We start from the raw sequence: 17523 nt of genomic DNA on the forward strand, positions 1-17523 counted from the left end.
CCACCCGGACAAAGGATCTCGAAAGCCTCGAAATCAGCACCGCACGCTACCCCGCGAGCCCCTCCGACCGATCACCGCCTGCCAGGTGACCGGCTGTGCCCGGGCGACGGGATATCGTGGCGGACCGTGACGGCCCCTGATCACGAAGCCGATGTGCTGCGCGCCGGTGTCGCGGGAAACGCGACCGACGCGTTGCCGGCTGCTGCCGAGACGACGCTGGACGACGCCCAGCGCCTGCAGCTGTTCGCCTACCTGCAGGCCCCGGAGCACCGCACCTACCTGGCGATCATGCGGTTGTTCACCTCGACCCTGCTCGCCGACCTGTCCGCCGGCGAGGTCGCCGCGGCGCTGGCGGCTGCCGAGCGCGAGGGCCGGGTGGCCCTCGGCGAGTCCGATGTGGACACGGTGATCGACCGGCTCAAGCAGCTCGTCAAGTGGGGGAACCTGGTCGTCGGCCGGCGCGAGACGATCGCCTCCAGCATCGCCGAGTTCCAGCACGGCAGCGTCCGCTACCAGGTCAGCAAGCTCGCCGTGCGCGTGCAACGGGACGTCGACGCGCTGCTGCGCGTGCCCGAGGGCGCTCGCGAGGTCTCCCGCGAACTGCTGCCCGCCATCGACCGGGGTCTGGCCGGCATCGGCTCCGCGCTCTCCGACGCGCTGGCAGCCGAGCGCCGCGATCCGAGCGCCAAGCCCGCGCGGCAGGCCCGCGAGCGCCTGGCGGAGCAGGTCACCACGGTGTTCCTGCAGCACGCCGAGCTCGCCGCCACCGTCCGCGACTTCTACGCCTACCTGGGCCAGGTCGTGACCCGCCACCAGCTGGCACCTGACGAGATCTCCGGCTTCCGGAACCTGCTCGTCGAGTACATCCAGATGGTCGTGGAGGACGTGCTGCGGCACACCGAGACCATCGCCGGTTCGCTGGCCGGGTTGACCGGGGCGCGCAGCGAACTGCTGCGGCTGCTCGGTCCCGCAGACCAGCTGGGCACCGACGTCGAGCGGGCCCGCGGTCGCACGCCCGCCGACTGGCAGGAGCTGACGGACTGGTTCGTCGACGCACCCGGCCGTCCCAGCCAGGTCGCCGCGCTGCGGGAGGCCACCGCGCGCGCCATCGGCTCGCTGCTGGCCAGCGTCAAGCGCGCCACCTCCGGCGGTGGTCTGGTGCCGGGCAGGCGGGGTGAGCTGCTGAAGCTGGCGAAGTGGTTCGACGGCGCGGACGAGCGCACTTCGCATCGCCTCTACGCGGCGGCCTTCGGCCTGCACTCGGCCAGGCACCTGCAGCCCGCACCGGACTACGACTCGGACAACGACAAGGTGCCGTGGCGCGACGGTCCGGTGCAGGACGTGACCGTCAGCGTCCGCACCCGGGGTGACCGGGGAGCGCGCGGGCGGACGTCGCGGGTGCTCGACGACCCGATGACCGAGGAAACGCTGCTGCAGCAGGCCCGCCAGGCCGATCAGCAGCGCAGCGCGGCGGTCGCCGAGCTCGCCGAGGCGGGTGCCGACGTCGGTGCCCGCACGCTGTCGCAGGACGCGCTGGACGTGCTCTGCGAGCTGCTGACCTTGGCGATGGCGCAGCGCGACGGCTCCGACGACCAGGGCTCGGCGCTGGACCCGGTGCACCGGCTGCGCGTGACGATCCGCCCGGAACCCGGTCAGGACACCCGGATCAGCAGCGCGTCCGGTGAGCTGACGCTGCGCGACACGGTCCTGGAACTCCTCGGCGACGGCGGCGTGCCCGAGTCGGAGGAACCCGCCCGAGGAGCCGCCCGATGATCTCGACGTTCGAAGAGCTGCCCGACATCGACGCCGCCAACGTGGTGCGCTGCGCCCGGGTCCTGCTGCGCAGGCCGCTGCTGCGGGCCGACGGCCCGGACGGCGACCTGCTGCCGATGATCTACCGGCAGCGCGCCGCCTTGCAGGACGTCTTCTCCGGCCTGCTGGGCTACCGGCTGGTCGTGGAGCGCCGCTTCGCGCGGCTGTACAAGGCGGGTCCCGGCGAGGACGCCGGACGTGGCGTGGAGGCGTTGAGCCCGCGCGGTTACGCCTACTTCGCGCTGACCCTGGCGGCGCTCACCGGCATCGGCCGTCAGGTGCTGCTGTCCCGGCTGGTCAGCGATGTGCGCGCGGCGGCCTCCGAGGCCGGCGTCGAGATCGCCGACGACCCGGCCGACCGGCGCGCGCTGACCGCCGCCCTGCGGCACCTGGTCTCGCTGGGCGTGATCACCGAGACCGAGGGCTCGGTGACGGCGGAGTCCGCCGCCGAAGCGCTGATCACCATCGACACCGACATGCTGGGCCAGCTGGTGGCCGGTCCGCTGGCCGAGGCGAGCGACCCGCAGCAGCTGGTGGAGCTGGCGTCGGCGGCGGGCCCGCGCCAGGTCGAGCAGGCGGTCCGGCGCAAGCTGATCGAGGACCCGGTGGTGCTCTACGCGGACCTGCCGCCGGAGCAGGCGAGCTGGCTGCGCGAGCACGTCATCAACGAATCCCGTTTGCTGGAGCGCTTCTTCGGCCTCGTCGGCGAGGCGCGGGCCGAGGGCGTGGTGGTGTGCGACCCGGAGGACTACCTCACGGACCTGGCCTTCCCCGGCCCCGGCACGGTCGCCCGCATCGCTTTGCTGGCGCTGCCGGAGCTGCTCGACCGGGGCGAACCCGATTCCGCGGGCAGGCATCCGGTGACCTGGCAGGACTTCGCCGACGTCTGCCAGGAACTGGTCGACTCCTACCCGTCGGCCTGGTCGCGGCAGGCCACCGAAGACCACCAGGACCTGGTGCGCTCGGTCATCGAGCTGCTGGGCAGGCTCGGACTGCTGCGCGAGCACGAGGGATCGTGGTTGTTGAGCCCGGCCGCGCACCGCTGGCTCCCGCAGCCGGACGCGACACCATCGCAGCAGCAACGCGAATCGGAACCACCCGCGCCCGAAGCACCGGGCTGGTCATTGTTCGACGAGATGGAAGAGGCAGCCCGGTGAGCGCACACGACACCGAAGCCGCCGTTGCGGAATCCGCCCACCGGTGGCGACTGCACCGCGGCGGGATCGTCAACATCTGGCAGTACGCGGAGACGACCTTCGACCTCGACGGCGGACGGGCGATCTTCCAGGGCACCAACGGTTCCGGCAAGTCCCGGACCCTGGAGCTGCTGCTGCCACTGTGCCTGGACGGCGACCTGCGCCAGCTGGGCTCGAAGGGCTTCGACACGGTGAGCATCCGGCGTCTGATGCTCGACGAGTACCCGGGCGGACCGAACCGCATCGGCTACGCCTGGATCGAGCTGCGCCGCGACACCCCTGAGGGCGGCGAGGAATTCCTCACCTGCGGGCTCGGGGTGAAGGCGTCCAAGACGTCCCAGTCGATCAGCGACTCGTGGCGGTTCATCACCGGCCGCCGGGTCGGCATCAACCTGCACCTCGTCGGCGCGGACCGGGTTCCGCTGGGCACGGCGCAGCTGCGCGAGCTGCTGGGCGCGGACTGCGTGCTCGACGACCAGTCGTTCCGGGCGAAGGTCGCCGCCACCGTCTACGGCGTGCCCGCCGCCCGCTACGGGGACCTGCTGCACCTGCAGCGCACCCTGCGCAACCCCGACGTGGGCCTGAAGGTGCTGGAGGGGCAGCTGGAGCAGATCCTGTCCGACGCCCTCCCGCCGCTGGACGCGGGCCTGATCGAGCGACTGGCCACCTCGTTCGACGATCTGGAATCGATCCGGGAGAACATCGTCCGGCTCACCGGTGCGGACAAGGCGCTCACCGCGTTCCTGACCACCTACTCCGGCTACGCGTTCGGCGCGCTGCGGGACCGCGCGGAGTCGATGCGGACCGCGCAGCAGAAGCTGGCCTCGCTGCGCAAGGAGCTCGGGAACCTGGACAAGCAGTTCACCGGCAAGCGCGAGGACCGGGAGACCGCGCAGCGCACCATCTCCGAGCTGGAGCAGCGCGAGGGCGAGCTGGAGTCGAGCATCGACGCGCTGCGCTCCCACCCGGCGTACTCGGAGCTGCAGAACCTGCGCGACCGCGAGAAACTGGTCGAGAGCTCCCGCGTCGCAGCGGTTTCCGCGCTGGACACCGCGACTCGGCACCGGGCGCAGGAGAACCGCTCCGCGGAGTCCGTGCTGGGCGTGCTGCGCAGGCTCGCCGGTGACGCCGAGGCGGCCGGGCAGGCCGCGACGCGAGCCGGTCAGCAGCTGGGCACCGCGGGGCTGGGTGGTTCGGGAGTGCCGCAGCCCCCACCGGTTCCGGCCGCCGAGCTGGCCTCGGAAACCGATTCGGTGCGCACATCACCGGAAGCCGACGCCGAACCGACCACTGTGGACCGCTACCAGCCGCCGCAGCTGGACCCCGATGCGCTGGCCGCGCAGTTCCGCGGCGTGGTGGGCAGTTCCGCCCAGGCGGCGACCGAGGCGCGCGAGCGCGCCGCGCTCACCCTCGCGCTGCACCAGCAGGCCCGCGAGCTCGACGACGAGCAGGCGCAGGTCACCGAGCTGCAGCGCAACGCCAGGCAGGCGCAGCTGACCTTCACCGAAGCCTCCGGTCGCCGCAACCAGGCGCAGCAGGAGCTCGCCGACGCCGCCGCGGTGTGGGTGGAACTGGCCCGCAAGTGGGCCACCGAGTGGCCGGCCGCGGCCGAGCAGCCCGCCCCGGAACCACCGAACGCCGAGGACCTGAGCAACGACCGCGGCGCGAGCCGCAAGGCCCGCGAGCAGGCACGGCAGTGGGCCCGTCCCCAGCTGCACGAGGCGAGGCGCGCGGTGTCGGCCGTGGAGCAGGAGATCTCCGAGCTGCAGACCGAGTGCCGCGACCGCGAGACCGAACTCGCGGAGCTCAGGGCCGGGCACGAGCGCCGGCCCGAACTGCCCTCCTGGGCGGAGGCCGAGCGGGATCCGTCGCAGGGGCGCGCCTTCTACGAGCTGGTCGACTTCGCCTCGTCGCTCAGCGACGCCGACCGCGCGGGCCTGGAAGCCGCGTTGCAGTCCAGCGGACTGCTCAACGCCTGGGTCACCGCCGACGGGCAGGTGCCCGGCCTGGCCGACCTGCTCGCCTCACCCGCCGCTCCGGTCGATCCGAACTCCGGCGGCACGCTCGCCGCCCTGCTCTCCCCCGCCGCGGTGGCCGAGTCCCCGGTGCCGCGCGAGCGGGTCGCGGGACTGCTCGCGACCGTGTCGACCGGCGGTGGCACAGGACTTTCGGTGTCCACCGACGGGTCGTGGAAGGCCGGCGTCCTGACCGGTGCCTGGCGCAAGGACGCCGCCGAGTACGTGGGCGCGGGAGCGCGCGAGGACGCGAGGTCCCGCCGGATCGCGGAGCTGGAGGACGAGCTGGCGCGGCTGCGCGAGGCGATCGGCGAGGCCGAGCGTCGGCAGCGCGAAGCCGGTGAGCACGCCAGTGCGCTGGAGCAGCACCTGGAGGGCTTTCCCGACGATGGTGATCTGCTGACCGCCCAGGCGAAGCTGACCACCGCCATCGAGACCGCCGAGGACGCCGAGCGCCAGGTCGTGCAGCTCCGCGAGCAGCACCTGGAGGTCGAGCAGCGCTGGCAGGCGGCGCAGGGCGAACTGGTCCGCGCCGCGGGCGAGGTCGGGCTGCCCGCCGAGACCCAAGCCCTCGACGCCGCGCACCGGGCGGCCGGCGAGGCCCGCTCGGGCATCGACGCGCTGCGCGAGGCGATCGAGTCGCGCTGCCTGCCCACGCTGGCCGAGCTGCGCGAGATCTCGCTGCACCACGACGTCGCCGTGGCCGACCGGATGGAGGCGGAGTCGCAGGCCGAGCGCCGCAGCGCCGAATACGCCGAGCAGGCCAGCGGTCTCACCGAGCTGACCTCGGCCGTCGGTGGTGCGGCGCAGGAGGTCGCCGACAAGGTCAGCGGTTTGGAGCGCGAACGCACCGAGCTCAGGGAGAAGCTGCCGCAGGAGCGCGAGCGGATCAGCTCGCTGCGCGAGGCAGCGGCGCGGCTGGAGACGCAGCTGGAGAACAAGCAGTCCCAGCTGGCGGGCCGGGAGCAGGACGCCGAGTCGGCCACCACGGCCTTCCGCCGGGCCCTCGACATCCCGGGCCTGTGGGCGGCTGCGGACGTCGCCGAAGATCCCGGGGAGCTGGAGGAGGCCGCTGAGTTGCTGGCCGGATCCGACCGGAAGGGCTCGACCGAGTCCACTGTGCTCAACCGGCTGCAGACGCTGCAGCACTCGCTCAGCGGCAACTACGACATCACCGCCGCCGACCAGCACGGCCTGCTGACCGTGACGGTCACCGGTGAGGAGGGCCCGCAGCCGGTCGCGGAGGCCGCACGCCGGGTGTCCGAGCGGCTCGGCGAGCAGCGCGGATACCTCAACGAGCGGTACCAGTCGATCTTCGCCGACTACCTGATCCGGGACCTGGCGGAGCGGCTGCGCGGGCAGATGACCATCGCCGAGGACCTGTGCAAGCGGATGAACGAGGTCCTCGACGGCGCCCGCTCCAGCCAGGGCGTGCACGTCCAGCTGGACTGGCAGCCGTCGGCGGCGCTGGGCGACGACATCAAGCAGGCCATCGACCTGGTGCGCACTCCGTTCGCGAACCGCAGCGAGGACCAGGACGCGTTGCTGCGCAGGGTGTTCACCGACCTCATCGAGTCCGAGCGCGACAGCGCTTCCGGCGGCTACGCCGAGATCCTGTCCCGCGCGCTGGACTACCGGTCGTGGTTCGCCTTCACGGTCCGGGTCCGCGACACGGGTCCGGACAGCAAGCCCCGGGTTCGCCGCCTGCGCCAGCTGTCCTCCGGTGAGACCCGGCTGATCTCGTACGTGACGCTGTTCGCGGCCGCGGCGGCCTTCTACGACGCGGTGAGCGTCGCCTCCGACGGCCGAGGTCCGCTGCGGCTGGTACTGCTGGACGAGGCGTTCGAGCGGCTCGACGATCCGACGATCGCGCGGATGCTGGGGCTGCTGGTGGACCTGGACATGGACTGGCTGATCACGTGGCCGTCCGGTTGGGGCGTGTCGCCGAAGATCCCGAAGATGCACATCTACGACGTGCTGCGGCCGCGCAGCGGTCACGGGATCGCGACCACGCACACCACCTGGACGGGCACTGACCTGCAGCGCCCTAACTCCTGACCGGACATCTCGATCGGAGGTCGCACCGTGGCAGGCACGGACGAGATCCGGGACGCGCTGGGCGTTCCGGAGTTGCAGGGCTTGTGGGAGGCCGCGCGCGAAGCGCTGTCGGCTTCGAAGCCGACGTTCCGGCTGGAGCTGCCGGACGACGCGACCCGCGCGGCGGTCGGTGAGCTCTACGGGCGTCCGATGTGGGGTGAGGGCACCCGGATCAGCGTGTCCAAACTGGACGAAGCGCTGCGAAACCGCTTCGGCATCGGGCTTTCCCCGGCGCTGGAAGCCCTGCACGGTTCAGCCGTGGTGGCGGCCGAGCCCGCAGCGGAGCAGTCCGACGAGCTGCTGGGGGTGCTCGACGAGCACGGGCTCGCGCGCGCTTCCTGGGCAGTGCCGTGGCTGCGGTGGATGCGGCAGTACGGGCGGGTCGCCGAACCCGAGCTGACCGGCATCACGCACGCCGCCGCCCGGGTGCTGACGGCGATGTCGCTGACCGAACCGCCGCACTCCTGGACATCGCGGGCGGCGCTGGCGGGGCGGATCGGCTTCCCGCACTCGCTGGACGACGGGACCGCGCTGAGCAGGGTCGTGCTCAAGGCCGCCGCGCTGGCCCAGGGCGTCGAATCACCCGGCAACGACCGCGATCGGCGGACCTTGTGGGAGCGCTGCGGCGTGGCCCCCGACGCCGTGTCGGCCACCGCCCTGACCTGGGCGTTGCCGCTGGAGGGCGACGACGCCTTCTCGGCCGGGGTCCGCGCCCGCACCGAGATGGGCCTCCCGGCGCACCTGTCGCACCTGGACCTGGAGGCAGCCCCGGCGAGGTTGGTCGCGGGCGGAACCGCGATCGCGGTCTGCGAGCACCCGCGCCTCCTGGAAGCAGCCGTCCGGGAGGGCCTGCACCACCCGGTGATCTGCCTGTCCGGCGCGCCCACGACGGCGGCGCGGGAGCTGCTGGAGCGGCTGACCCGCGACGGCGCGGCGCTGCACGTGCACACCGACTTCGACTGGCCCGGCATCGGCGCGGCGCTCACCGCGCAACGCCACGGTGCGAAGCCGTGGCGGATGTCAGCGGACGACTACCGCGCCGCGCTCGACCACGCGGCCGAGCACCGCATCGACCTGCCCAACCTCATCGGCTCCCCGGTCCCCACGCCCTGGGACCCGCAGCTCGCCGACCTCATGGCGAACACGTCCAGGGCCATCGAGGAGGAGCAAGCCCTCGAACCGCTCCTGACCGACCTCCGCAACGGCCTCTGACCGGCCACTCGGGGTGCGCCGCGCAGGTCCGCCCTCAGAACAGGCGGTACATGACGTGCAGGCCGACGCGCCCGTGCACCGGGTGCTCGAAGGCCTCGGGCAGCGTCGCGACGATCTCCATGCCCAGCGAGCGCCACAGCTCGACGGCCCTGGTGTTGGTCTCGACGACGGCGTTGAACTGCATCGCCCGGAAGCCGTCGGCCTGCGCCCGGTCGAGCACGTGCCGCCCCAGCGCGCGGCCGACGCCGCGACCGCCCGCGGCCGGGTTGACCATGAAGCTCGCGGTCGCCACGTGCGATCCCGGCCCCTCCCGGTTCGGCGCGGAGATCGCGGTGCCCAGCACTTCCCCGTTCTCGACGGCCACCACGGTCCGCCCCGGTGACGACGGGAACCAGCGCTCGCGGGCCCGCTGTTCGTCCAGGTCCCGCTCCCACGAGAAGGTCTCCCCCGCGGCCACGATCTGCCGCATGAACGGCCAGATCGCGTCCCAATCGGCCGTCCCGGCCTCCCTGATCTCCATGCGTCCAGCCTCGGCGATCGTTCGACCGGATGCCAACCTCATTTCCGAGACGGCGCTCACGTCCGTTTCAGGTAGTTTCCCGGTATGCCGTTGGTGGTGGAGTTCGCCGCTCAGGAGCCGGGGCGGTTGGCGCGCTGGTGGGCCGAGGTGCTCGGCTGGACCGTGGAGGGCGAGGCGGACGTCCGTCCCGACGGGCCGGGCGCCCACCTGCGATTCGTGCCCGCGACCGGGCCCAAGAACGGGCAGAACGACGTGCACCTGGACCTGCGCAGCGAGTCGCACGGCGACCAGACCCACACCGTGGAACGGCTGTTCAACCACGGCGCCCGGTTCGCCGACATCGGGCAGAGCACCGAGGTGCCGTGGGTGGTGATGAGCGACATCGAGGACAACGAGCTGTGCGTCCTCGAACCGCGCAAGGCCTACGCCTACACGGGCCCGCTCGCCGCGGTGGTCGTGGACGCCACCGACCCGCGGGAGCAGGCAAGGGCGTGGGCCGAAGAGCTCGACTACGACATCGTCGCCGAGCAGTCCGAGTTCGCCTCCCTGCGCCCGCCGAGCGGCGAAGGCCCGCACCTGGAGTTCCTGCACCACGAGAACCCGAACCCGGGAATGCTCCGCGTCCTGCCCGCGTGACGCGTGTTGCCCGCGGTTCCCGTGGTGCGGTTGCGACGACCGCGGTGGCGAACCTCGCGCCCGCGTTCGACCGGGGGGATGGCGTCGCCGACGGCCGTGCGGATCGTGTGGTGTACGAGATCGACTACCGTGACGAGTCCAAGCTCATCGCGGTCAGCGTCGGCAAGAAGTTGAAGCCGCTACCCGGAATCGGGACGGAGTGATGCAGTGAGCACCGTCGTGACCTTGAGGGCGGAGTGGGAGGTCGGCCCGTTCTGGGTTTCTCGAGGTGGAGGCGTATCCGATCCCTACGACGTTGACGAGATTTCCGAGATCGTCCTGATCGAGGAGTCCCTCTTGCGAGACGTCGATCAGTGGGATTCCGATTTCCAAGCGCTCTATCGACCCGACGATCCCGCTTCTTCCGGTTTCGCGGGGGAAGCGGATCGGCAGAACTTCGTCGCGCGCGGAAGACTGCTGGCACAACGTCTCCGACAGTCACTCGACTCGTCTGTCGAGGTCCGATACTCGGGCGACGGCACGATCGGCATCGAATACTTCGAAGCCGAAGGAATCACCACCTACTACGCGAAAATTGACGAAGGGCATCCGCGGAACGACCCGCGTGGCATCGTGCGACGGCGCGTCGTAGGCAGCACCTCCTACGACGAAGCCTTCACCCGGAACCTCCAGTGGGAGCCGACCGAGTACCTGCAGCGGTACCGGCTGGGACACGACGACATCGACCACGTCAAGATCACCAAGGACGAGGCCGACGCGTTCATCGAACGGATGAGCAAGAAGCTCTCCGGCGACCAGTGAGGGTGGCGGCTGTGAACGAACCGATGTCACTGGCCGAGGTCGAGGCGATCGCCCGGCGTGCGCACGCGGCGCAGGTGGACAAGGCAGGTCGCCCGTACGCCGAGCACTTGGCGGCCGTCGCCGACGGTGTTCGCGCTCGCGGCGGCTCCGACGAGCAGGTCGCCGCAGCGTGGCTGCACGATTCCGTTGAGGACGAAGCACTTTCGGAAGCGTGGCTGCACGAGGCGTCACTGCCGCAGCGGACCAAGGACATCGTCCTCGCCCTGACCAAGCGGGCCGGGGAATCCCCCGAGGACTACGCCGCCCGAATCCTGGCGACCCAGGGCGCCCGCCTGGTCAAGGAATCCGACCTCGCGCACAACGCGGACCCCGAGCGCCTGTCGGTGCTCGACGAACCGACGCGGGAACGGTTGAACCGGAAGTACGCGCACATGCGCTCACTGCTCGGGCTCCGATGATCAACTCCTCTTCCCGGCAGAGGCCCCTCGCGTTCCTGGAAGAGCAGTTCGGCGAAGACATCAGCCACCCGTTCGCCCAGCGGTGCGTCGGCGGGCAGCACGAGGTCGGCGCGGCGCTGCGGGCCGACGAACGTCAGGTTCGGGCGCTCAGGCCGGTTCGATGATCTTGACCCCGTGCAGGCGGCGGATGAAGTCGCGGCCGAAGGCCGTGGAGGGCGTGTGGACGCCGGGGGCCGGGGACTCGGCCGCGAGCGCGCTGACCGCGCGCAGCACGGAGTCGGCGGTCATCTCGTAGGTGTCCGGGCCGATCAGGGCGGCCGACACGGACTTGCCCGTCTCGTCGGCGGCTTCGGCGAAGACCTCGACCCAGCTGCGGGAGCGGGTCGCACGTCCTGGGCCCTTGACGAAGGCGCTGATCGCCGCCTTGCCCGCGCGCTGCACCGGACCGGAGCCCAGCAGCGCCTGGGTCAGCCTGCCGGGCCGGTCCCCGAGGTCCGGCACGGGAAGGCGCGTGAAGGTCGTGATCGTGCCGATCCCCGTGCTGCGGTACGCCGACGCCACGTCACCCCAGGGCAGCGAGGTCACCTGCCGCGAGCCGGACGGGAACGTCACCTCGCGTCGCCGCCACGCCAGCGGGACCGCGCGCAGCTCGCCGTCGACGCGGGCGCGTCCACCCAGCGCCGCGCCTTCCCAGGCGCTCTTGAGCGTCCCGGGGCTGATCCGGCCACCCGCTTGGAACGCGATGTCGAGGCTGGTCGCCCCGGGCAGCTCCGCGGCGACCATGGCGGCCAGGCAGTCGGTGGGCACCACGTCGAAGCCCGCACCGGGCAGCAGCACCACACCGGCGTCGCGGGCCTCGTCGTGCCGGGCGAAGATCGATTCGAAGACGTCGATCTCACCCGTGATGTCCAGGTAGTGGGTGCCGGACAGCAGGCACGCCTGCACCATCGGCGCCGACGTCGCCGAGAACGGTCCCGCGCAGTGCGCGACGACGTCGATGTCGTGCAGCATCTCGGCGACCCTGGCGGGTTCGGAGAGGTCGAAGATCCGCGATTCCAGTCCGCGCGGCGCCGCGAAAGCGGCCACCTTGCCGGGATCGCGACCGGCGACCACCGGGCGTTCACCGCGTTCGACCGCCAGATCGGCCACGAGCCGACCGGTGAAGCCGTTCGCGCCGTAGATCATCCAGGTCATCGCGGTCCCTTCGCCGTGCTCACCCCGCTAACGAACACCGTCCGCGGGAGTCACGGGTTGCCCCGGGTATCCGCGATCACCCGTTCAGCACGAGGAGGGAGTCGATGATCAGCCAGCCGCCGAAGAGGACGAACAGGGCGCTGGCGCCGTAGCGGATGGCCTTCTCCGGCAGGTGACGTCCGAGGAGCAGGCCGACCCCGATGGCCAGCGCATCGGCAAGCACCATCCCGACCGTCGAGCCGATCCAGATGCCGAGCCAGTCGTGGTGGGTCGCGAGCGTGACGGTCGCGAGCATCGTCTTGTCCCCGAGCTCGGCGAGGAAGAAGGCCAGCGTCACCACCAGCACCGCGGAACCGAACTTCCGCGACGCCTTGCGCTTGTCGTCCTCGGTGAGGTGGTCGCCGCGCAGCGTCCAGGCCGCGAAGAACAGGAACGCGACGCCGGCCAGCAGCGCGATCCACTCGGTCGGCATGAGCTCGCCGAGCCCGAACCCGAGGGCCACCGAGAGGGCGTGCACGACGGCGGTGGCGACGGTGATGCCCAGCAGCACCTGCCACCAGCGGTATCGGGTGGCGAACGTCATCGCCAGCAATTGCGATTTGTCACCGAGTTCGGCGACGAAAATGGCGGCAGAACTCAGCGCAACACTGCCCAGCATGATGGGAACACACCTTCCGGCAATTCCGAAGGTCTCGCCCACCTCGAACCCCAAGGCTCGCGACCGGGTGCGAAAACGGCGCACCAGCATGTCGACCGCGAATTCGCGGACTACTCCCCTTCAACTGGAAACGACACTACCGACGACGTCGAATGCACAAAAGGGCGGGGCGCGGAGGAATTAGCCTTTCCATTTCGCCAAATGCTCTTTTCGGTGACCCGCAAAATCGAATGAGCCGCAGCGATGAGAGCGAGCTCACCGATGTGCCCGGAACAGCCGAAGGCCGTTCGCCGTTGACACCACTGGTCGATGCGCACTGCGTCCCCGGGCCTCAACCACTGCCTTCGCGGAACACCGTCCGGCTGGAGCCGCGTCGCGCACATCGCCGAGAGGCGACCGGCGCATCGACCCACACCGATGCGAGGCCGTCGCTCCTTCTCCTCGGAGCGACGGCCTCGCGCGGTTTTCGCTAGAACGGCTGCGAATCCGGCCGGCAGACCTCGCCCGGCCGCGGAACCCGCAGGTTGATCAGGTAATCGGCGGCACGGCTGTCGGCGCACGAGCTGTCGCCGAGGATGCAGTGCCCGAACGCGTCGACGCTGACCAACCGCGCGTTGCCCAATTCCTTCTCCATCCGCTGGGAGAACTCGTACTGGGTCGCCGGGTCGTAGTAGTTGCCGAACAACAGCACCGGGTTGGCGGCCTGGTGCGCCCACGGGCCGCGGTGCACCCCGGGACTGGTCCGGGGCCACTGCGAGCACGCCGCGAGGTCGCTGAACGCCTGGTTGCGCCCGAAGGTGGGCGACTCCTCCTCCCACTGCGCGGCGATCGCCGGAACCCGTTCCGGCTTCTTCGGAATCGGCTTGTCGGTGCAGTTCACCGCGAAGTACGAGTCGTCGACGTAGGACTCATCGGCATCACCGGCACCGTCGAAGCGGTGCTTGCCGGACGGCAGCTTCAGCACCCGCAGCAGCTCCGGGACCAGCCCGGCCTTCGGGTGCAGTTGCAGGTGCAGCGCCTGCAGATCGCTCGCCAGCTGCCGGAACTCCTCCGGGTCGTAGAGCGCGCTGCTGACGCCGTCGGTGAACTGGCCCAGGGTGATCTGCGAGCCGTCCGGCATGGTGATCGGCCCGCGCCGCAGGGTGTTTCGGATCTCGTCGAACTTCGCGCGCACATCCCCCTCACCGAAGGCGCACCTGGCCCCCTCGGCGGCGCAGCGCTGGAGGAAGCCCTCCAGCGCGTGCTCGAAACCACCCGCCCGCTCGCGGTCGTACTGCACGCCGTCGGCGGTGCGCAGCGCCGGATCGACGTTGCCGTCGAGCACGATCGCGCGGCTCCGCTCCGGGAACATGTTCACGTAGGTCGCGCCGAGCAGCGTCCCGTAGGAGAACCCGACGAAGTTCAGCTGCTCGTCACCTACGCCGGAACGCATCAGGTCCAGGTCCCGGGCGACGTCGGCGGTGCTCATGTGCCGCTGGAGCTCGCCGGCGTTCTTCGCGCAGGCCTCGCCGTAGTCGGCGTAGGCGTCCATGGTGGTGCTGATCTGCTTCTCGGTGACCGGCATCGAGGACATGCGCCCGAGGACCTTCTCGGCCTGCTCGGCGTTGGTGAAGCACCGCATCCGGGTGCTGCGGTCGATGCCGCGCGGGTCGAAGCCGATGATGTCGAAGCGCTTCAGCACGGCCGGCTCGAAGCGATCGACCGCGCCGACCGGCATGTCGAACCCGGCACCACCCGGACCACCGGGATTGAGGAACAGCGAGCCGATCCGCCCGGATTTCTCGGTCGCGGCACGCCGCATCATCGCGATGTCGACGGTTCCCCTGCCGCGATCGGCGTGATCGACCGGCACCGGGTACTCGGCACAGCTGAACAGGTACCGCTCGGTGAGGGGGACTTCCTCCAGCGCGGCGTCATTACAGGGCCCCCAGGCCACCGGGGACGCCTGCGCGGTCGAGGTTCCGACGACCACCACCGTGCCCGTGACCAGCACACTCGCCGCGACGGCGAGCGCTCTCCGTAATCGCACGCGTCGCATCGCCACGCGCACCCTCCTCTGCTCGGTTGCTTGATCTTTCGCTGATCAAACAATCCGGCGGGGAGCCCGGACACCGCAGAACGCACGAATCCTGTTTCCGCACAACACGGTTGTATAACCGTCCGGAAGTCCTCTTTCGGGTACCGATCGAGCCTGAGTGGTTTCAAATCGCCGATCCGCCCCTAGGATCACGCCGCGTGATGCCTCCGTTGAAAGCTGTTGCAGAGGGCCACCGGCGGCTGCTCGGCCTCACCGCCACGCTCACCGATGAGCAGGTGGCCGCCCCCTCACTGCTGCCGGACTGGTCCCGCGGGCACGTGCTGGCACATCTGACCGACAACGCCCGGGCCTTCGCACGGGTCTGCTCGCTGGCGCTGAACGGTGAAGTCGTCGACGCCTACGAGGGCGGCCAGGCCGAGCGCGACGCCATCATCGAAGGGCTCTCCGGCGGGAACGCCTTCTCCCACCACGACGGTCTGAACCGCCACATCGGCGTGCTGGAAGCCGTGTGGTCGCACGCCTCCCCCGCCGACTGGGAACGGCCGGTGCGCTTCCGCAACGGCGACCTCGCCGGGATCGTGCTGATGCGCTGGCGCGAGGTGTGGATCCACCTGGTCGACCTCGACCTGGGCGTCGGACCGCAGGAGTGGACCGAGGAGTTCTGCCACCACACCATCGAATTCCTGCTGCCACGCCTGCCCGTCGGTGTCGCGCTGCGCCAGACCGACGGCCCGCGCCGTTGGTCCGCCGACGGCGAGATCAGCCCGGTGGCCGACGTCGAGATCACCGGACGGGCACGGGATTTGGCCGCGTGGCTGACCGGGCGTCCCGCCCAGCGCCTGCCCGCGGGCGAGCTGCCGGAGCTCGGCCCGTGGCCGCGACCGCCCGCAGCCGCCGACCGCTCCCGGCTCGCCGCGGGCTGAGGATCTGTTCCGAGCAGGCGTCTTCTGGCGAACTCACCGCCGCCAGAAGACGTCTGAGCTCTCCTCCGGGGCACTGATCAGCTCAGGCCAGCGAACAGATCGGTCTCCCAGCCGAACGGTCCTTCGCCAGGACCGCGTTCACCCCGGACCAGCAGGTAGTGCTCTAGGCCGAATTCCTCGCTGCTGACCATCTTCGCGAAGAAGCCGTCGTCATCGATGTTGACCTGGCTGCGGTAGGTGCGCAGCGCGGCGAGCTTGTTGACGTGGAACGCCCGGCCGTCGACCTGCGTGGTCAGATCCTCGTCCGGAACCGTGCTCGGCTCGAACGCGGCGACCGAGTCGGCGTCCAGGAAGCCCTCCTCGACCGCGCGCTTGAGCAGCGAGCGCGGCATCGCCGTCCAGTACACCTTGGGCACGTCCCACGCCTCGCCGAGCTCCGGCTCGTAGGCGGGGTCGGCAGCGGGTTCGAGAGCGCCCATGAGCGCCTTGTGGGCTGCGATGTGGTCGGGGTGGCCGTACCCGCCGTTCTGGTCGTAGGTGACGACGACCTGGGGCCGTTCGGCGCGCAGGACCGCGACCATGGCGCGGGTCACCTCGGCCGGATCGGCGGTGGCGAAGGCTTCCGCGGCGTTGTTGGTCTCTTCCCCGGCCATGCCGCTGTCGTGGAAGCGGCCCGGTCCGCCCAGCCAGTGCTGGCGGATGTCGCCGAGCTCGACCAGGGCGCGCTCGATCTCGCCGCGCCGGTACTCCCCGAGCGCCTGCGGGGCGCCGCGCAGGTGCGCGAGCTCGTCGTCGACGACCTCGCCGAGCTCCCCGCTGGTGCAGGTCACGAGGCTGACGGTGGCGCCTTCGGCGCTGTAGCGGGCCATGGTGGCACCGGTCCCGGTGGCCTCGTCATCGGGGTGGGCGTGAACCAGCAGCAAACGGCGATCGCTCATGTCCGTCGAGCGTAGCGACTGGCACCGACGAAGGCTGGCGGTGTGGTGCTTCTCGCCCCCTCACGGCGCCTTGGGCACCAGGACCACCCACACCTGGCCGGGGGCGAACTGCATCGGCTCGCCGGCTTCGGTGGTGAACGCGGTGCCGGACTCCGGGGCGGGGCGGTTCCAGAAGGCGTTGAACTTCAGTCCGTCGCGCAGCACCACCGCCCGTCCGCCGCCGACGGTCTCGGCGAACGGCGAGACGTTCCCGGAGATGTCCTGGAACGCCGAGCTGAACACCGGAACCTCCTGCAGCACAACGGTGCTCGCAGCACCGCGACTGCCGTCGGTGGTCACGTAGGGCTCGCCGTCCATGGACACCACCCAGCGCCCGCCGTCCCAGTCGAAGCCGACGCGGGCGAAGCGGTAGGCGATCTCCTCGTGCCCGGTGGGGACTCCGCCGGCCGCCGGGGCGGGCCCGAACGCCAGCGGGGAGGCGGGCGACCAGCCGGCGCCGGGCGGCAACCGGTCGGTCCGCGCGAACAGGTTGTGCGGCGCCACGCCCGCACCCCGGTAGAAGGCCCCGGGGATCGTTTGCTGCGAGGCGTTGTTGACCGAGGAGCGCCCGATCTCGGGAAGCAACTCCGGCGCGGCCCCGGAGAAGGCGAGCGTGGGCCTGCCGTACTGGGGCAGCAGCCGCAGGTCGGTTTGGCGGGCGCTGCGCACCGGGCCCACGACGGGCGGCGTGTGCGAGGCGAAAATGCCGATCAAGCGGCTGATCCCGGCTTCGACCGGCTCGACGTAGATCACGTCCGCGGCACCGGTGCCGGTGTGCGGGCGGGCCTGAGGAGCGTTGTCGATCTTGACCGCGAGCACCGGAGGACCGGGCGGCGGAGGTGGCGGTGGCGGTTCAGGTGCCGGCTGCGGAGCCGGATCGACGATCGGCAACGACACCGTCTCGCTCGGCTGCAACGCCACACCCGCGACGACCAGCAGAACCATCGACACCAAGGTGCCGACCGCGCGCAAAAGCCACATCACCC

General features: G+C 71.0%; 15 protein-coding genes. 9 read left to right on the top strand and 6 right to left on the bottom strand.

Translation table 11 applies throughout. The annotated features are described in order from the left end of the window. Nucleotides 1–126: 126 nt before the first annotated feature. Genes FHU35_RS21410 through FHU35_RS21425 form a run of 4 tightly spaced genes read left to right on the top strand, consistent with a single transcriptional unit; the run spans nucleotide 127 to nucleotide 8332 of the window. Entirely contained in the window at nucleotides 127–1773 is a 1647-nt protein-coding gene (locus tag FHU35_RS21410; RefSeq protein WP_145742488.1) for a TIGR02677 family protein, read from the top strand. Then, nucleotides 1770–2969 (top strand): TIGR02678 family protein, encoded by a 1200-nt coding sequence (locus FHU35_RS21415; protein ID WP_145742490.1) that lies wholly within the window; start codon nucleotides 1770–1772, stop codon nucleotides 2967–2969. Before FHU35_RS21410 ends, FHU35_RS21415 begins: the two co-directional genes overlap by 4 nt. Next, entirely contained in the window at nucleotides 2966–7081 is a 4116-nt protein-coding gene (locus FHU35_RS21420; protein ID WP_145742493.1) for a TIGR02680 family protein, read from the top strand. The genes FHU35_RS21415 and FHU35_RS21420 overlap by 4 nt, the downstream gene beginning before the upstream one ends. A 27-nt stretch (nucleotides 7082–7108) precedes the next feature. Then, nucleotides 7109–8332, top strand: coding sequence for a DUF2399 domain-containing protein (locus tag FHU35_RS21425; RefSeq protein WP_145742495.1), 1224 nt, complete (start codon nucleotides 7109–7111; stop codon nucleotides 8330–8332). Between the two features lie 34 nt (nucleotides 8333–8366). On the opposite strand, the gene FHU35_RS21430 is transcribed toward FHU35_RS21425, so the two are convergent. Further along, entirely contained in the window at nucleotides 8367–8852 is a 486-nt protein-coding gene (locus tag FHU35_RS21430; RefSeq protein ID WP_145742498.1) for a GNAT family N-acetyltransferase, read from the bottom strand. Between the two features lie 84 nt (nucleotides 8853–8936). Between FHU35_RS21430 and FHU35_RS21435 the strand changes: the two genes are divergently transcribed. From FHU35_RS21435 to FHU35_RS21445, 4 genes are read left to right on the top strand one after another with little or no spacing between them, the layout of a single operon-like run. Further along, entirely contained in the window at nucleotides 8937–9488 is a 552-nt protein-coding gene (locus tag FHU35_RS21435; protein WP_145742500.1) for a VOC family protein, read from the top strand. A gap of 44 nt (nucleotides 9489–9532) precedes the next feature. After that, nucleotides 9533–9691 carry a hypothetical protein gene (locus FHU35_RS29380; RefSeq protein WP_186459533.1) on the top strand — a complete coding sequence of 53 codons (159 nt, stop codon included), beginning with the start codon at nucleotides 9533–9535 and terminating at the stop codon, nucleotides 9689–9691. 4 nt (nucleotides 9692–9695) lie between these two features. Next, nucleotides 9696–10289, top strand: coding sequence for a hypothetical protein (locus FHU35_RS29730; RefSeq protein WP_222429448.1), 594 nt, complete (start codon nucleotides 9696–9698; stop codon nucleotides 10287–10289). 11 nt (nucleotides 10290–10300) lie between these two features. Beyond that, nucleotides 10301–10747 (top strand): HD domain-containing protein, encoded by a 447-nt coding sequence (locus FHU35_RS21445; protein WP_246110466.1) that lies wholly within the window; start codon nucleotides 10301–10303, stop codon nucleotides 10745–10747. 147 nt (nucleotides 10748–10894) lie between these two features. Here the strand turns inward: FHU35_RS21445 and FHU35_RS21450 are convergent, their stop codons facing one another. The 3 genes from FHU35_RS21450 to FHU35_RS21460 all read right to left on the bottom strand — a co-directional run bounded on the left by FHU35_RS21450 (nucleotide 10895) and on the right by FHU35_RS21460 (nucleotide 14637). Beyond that, nucleotides 10895–11941: a saccharopine dehydrogenase family protein gene (locus FHU35_RS21450; RefSeq protein ID WP_145742502.1), complete on the bottom strand. Its 1047-nt coding sequence runs from the start codon at nucleotides 11939–11941 to the stop codon at nucleotides 10895–10897. Between the two features lie 76 nt (nucleotides 11942–12017). Next, on the bottom strand, nucleotides 12018–12599 hold the full coding sequence (locus FHU35_RS21455) for a TMEM165/GDT1 family protein (protein WP_145742504.1): 582 nt from the start codon (nucleotides 12597–12599) through the stop codon (nucleotides 12018–12020). Between the two features lie 469 nt (nucleotides 12600–13068). Further along, nucleotides 13069–14637 (bottom strand): alpha/beta hydrolase, encoded by a 1569-nt coding sequence (locus FHU35_RS21460; protein WP_145742712.1) that lies wholly within the window; start codon nucleotides 14635–14637, stop codon nucleotides 13069–13071. A gap of 209 nt (nucleotides 14638–14846) precedes the next feature. On the opposite strand from FHU35_RS21460, the gene FHU35_RS21465 reads away from it, so the two are divergent. Beyond that, nucleotides 14847–15560, top strand: a complete 714-nt coding sequence (locus FHU35_RS21465) for a maleylpyruvate isomerase family mycothiol-dependent enzyme (RefSeq protein ID WP_246110467.1) — start codon at nucleotides 14847–14849, stop codon at nucleotides 15558–15560. Between the two features lie 77 nt (nucleotides 15561–15637). Here the strand turns inward: FHU35_RS21465 and mshB are convergent, their stop codons facing one another. Both mshB and FHU35_RS21475 read right to left on the bottom strand, forming a co-directional pair. Further along, entirely contained in the window at nucleotides 15638–16480 is an 843-nt protein-coding gene (mshB, locus tag FHU35_RS21470) for an N-acetyl-1-D-myo-inositol-2-amino-2-deoxy-alpha-D-glucopyranoside deacetylase (protein WP_145742714.1), read from the bottom strand. A 78-nt stretch (nucleotides 16481–16558) separates the two neighbouring features. Then, a complete protein-coding gene (locus tag FHU35_RS21475) occupies nucleotides 16559–17518 on the bottom strand; it encodes a DUF3048 domain-containing protein (RefSeq protein ID WP_145742507.1) in 960 nt (319 codons plus the stop codon). Nucleotides 17519–17523 lie beyond the last annotated feature (5 nt).

It is taken from the genome of Saccharopolyspora dendranthemae, assembly GCF_007829955.1.
Classification (GTDB): domain Bacteria; phylum Actinomycetota; class Actinomycetes; order Mycobacteriales; family Pseudonocardiaceae; genus Saccharopolyspora; species Saccharopolyspora dendranthemae.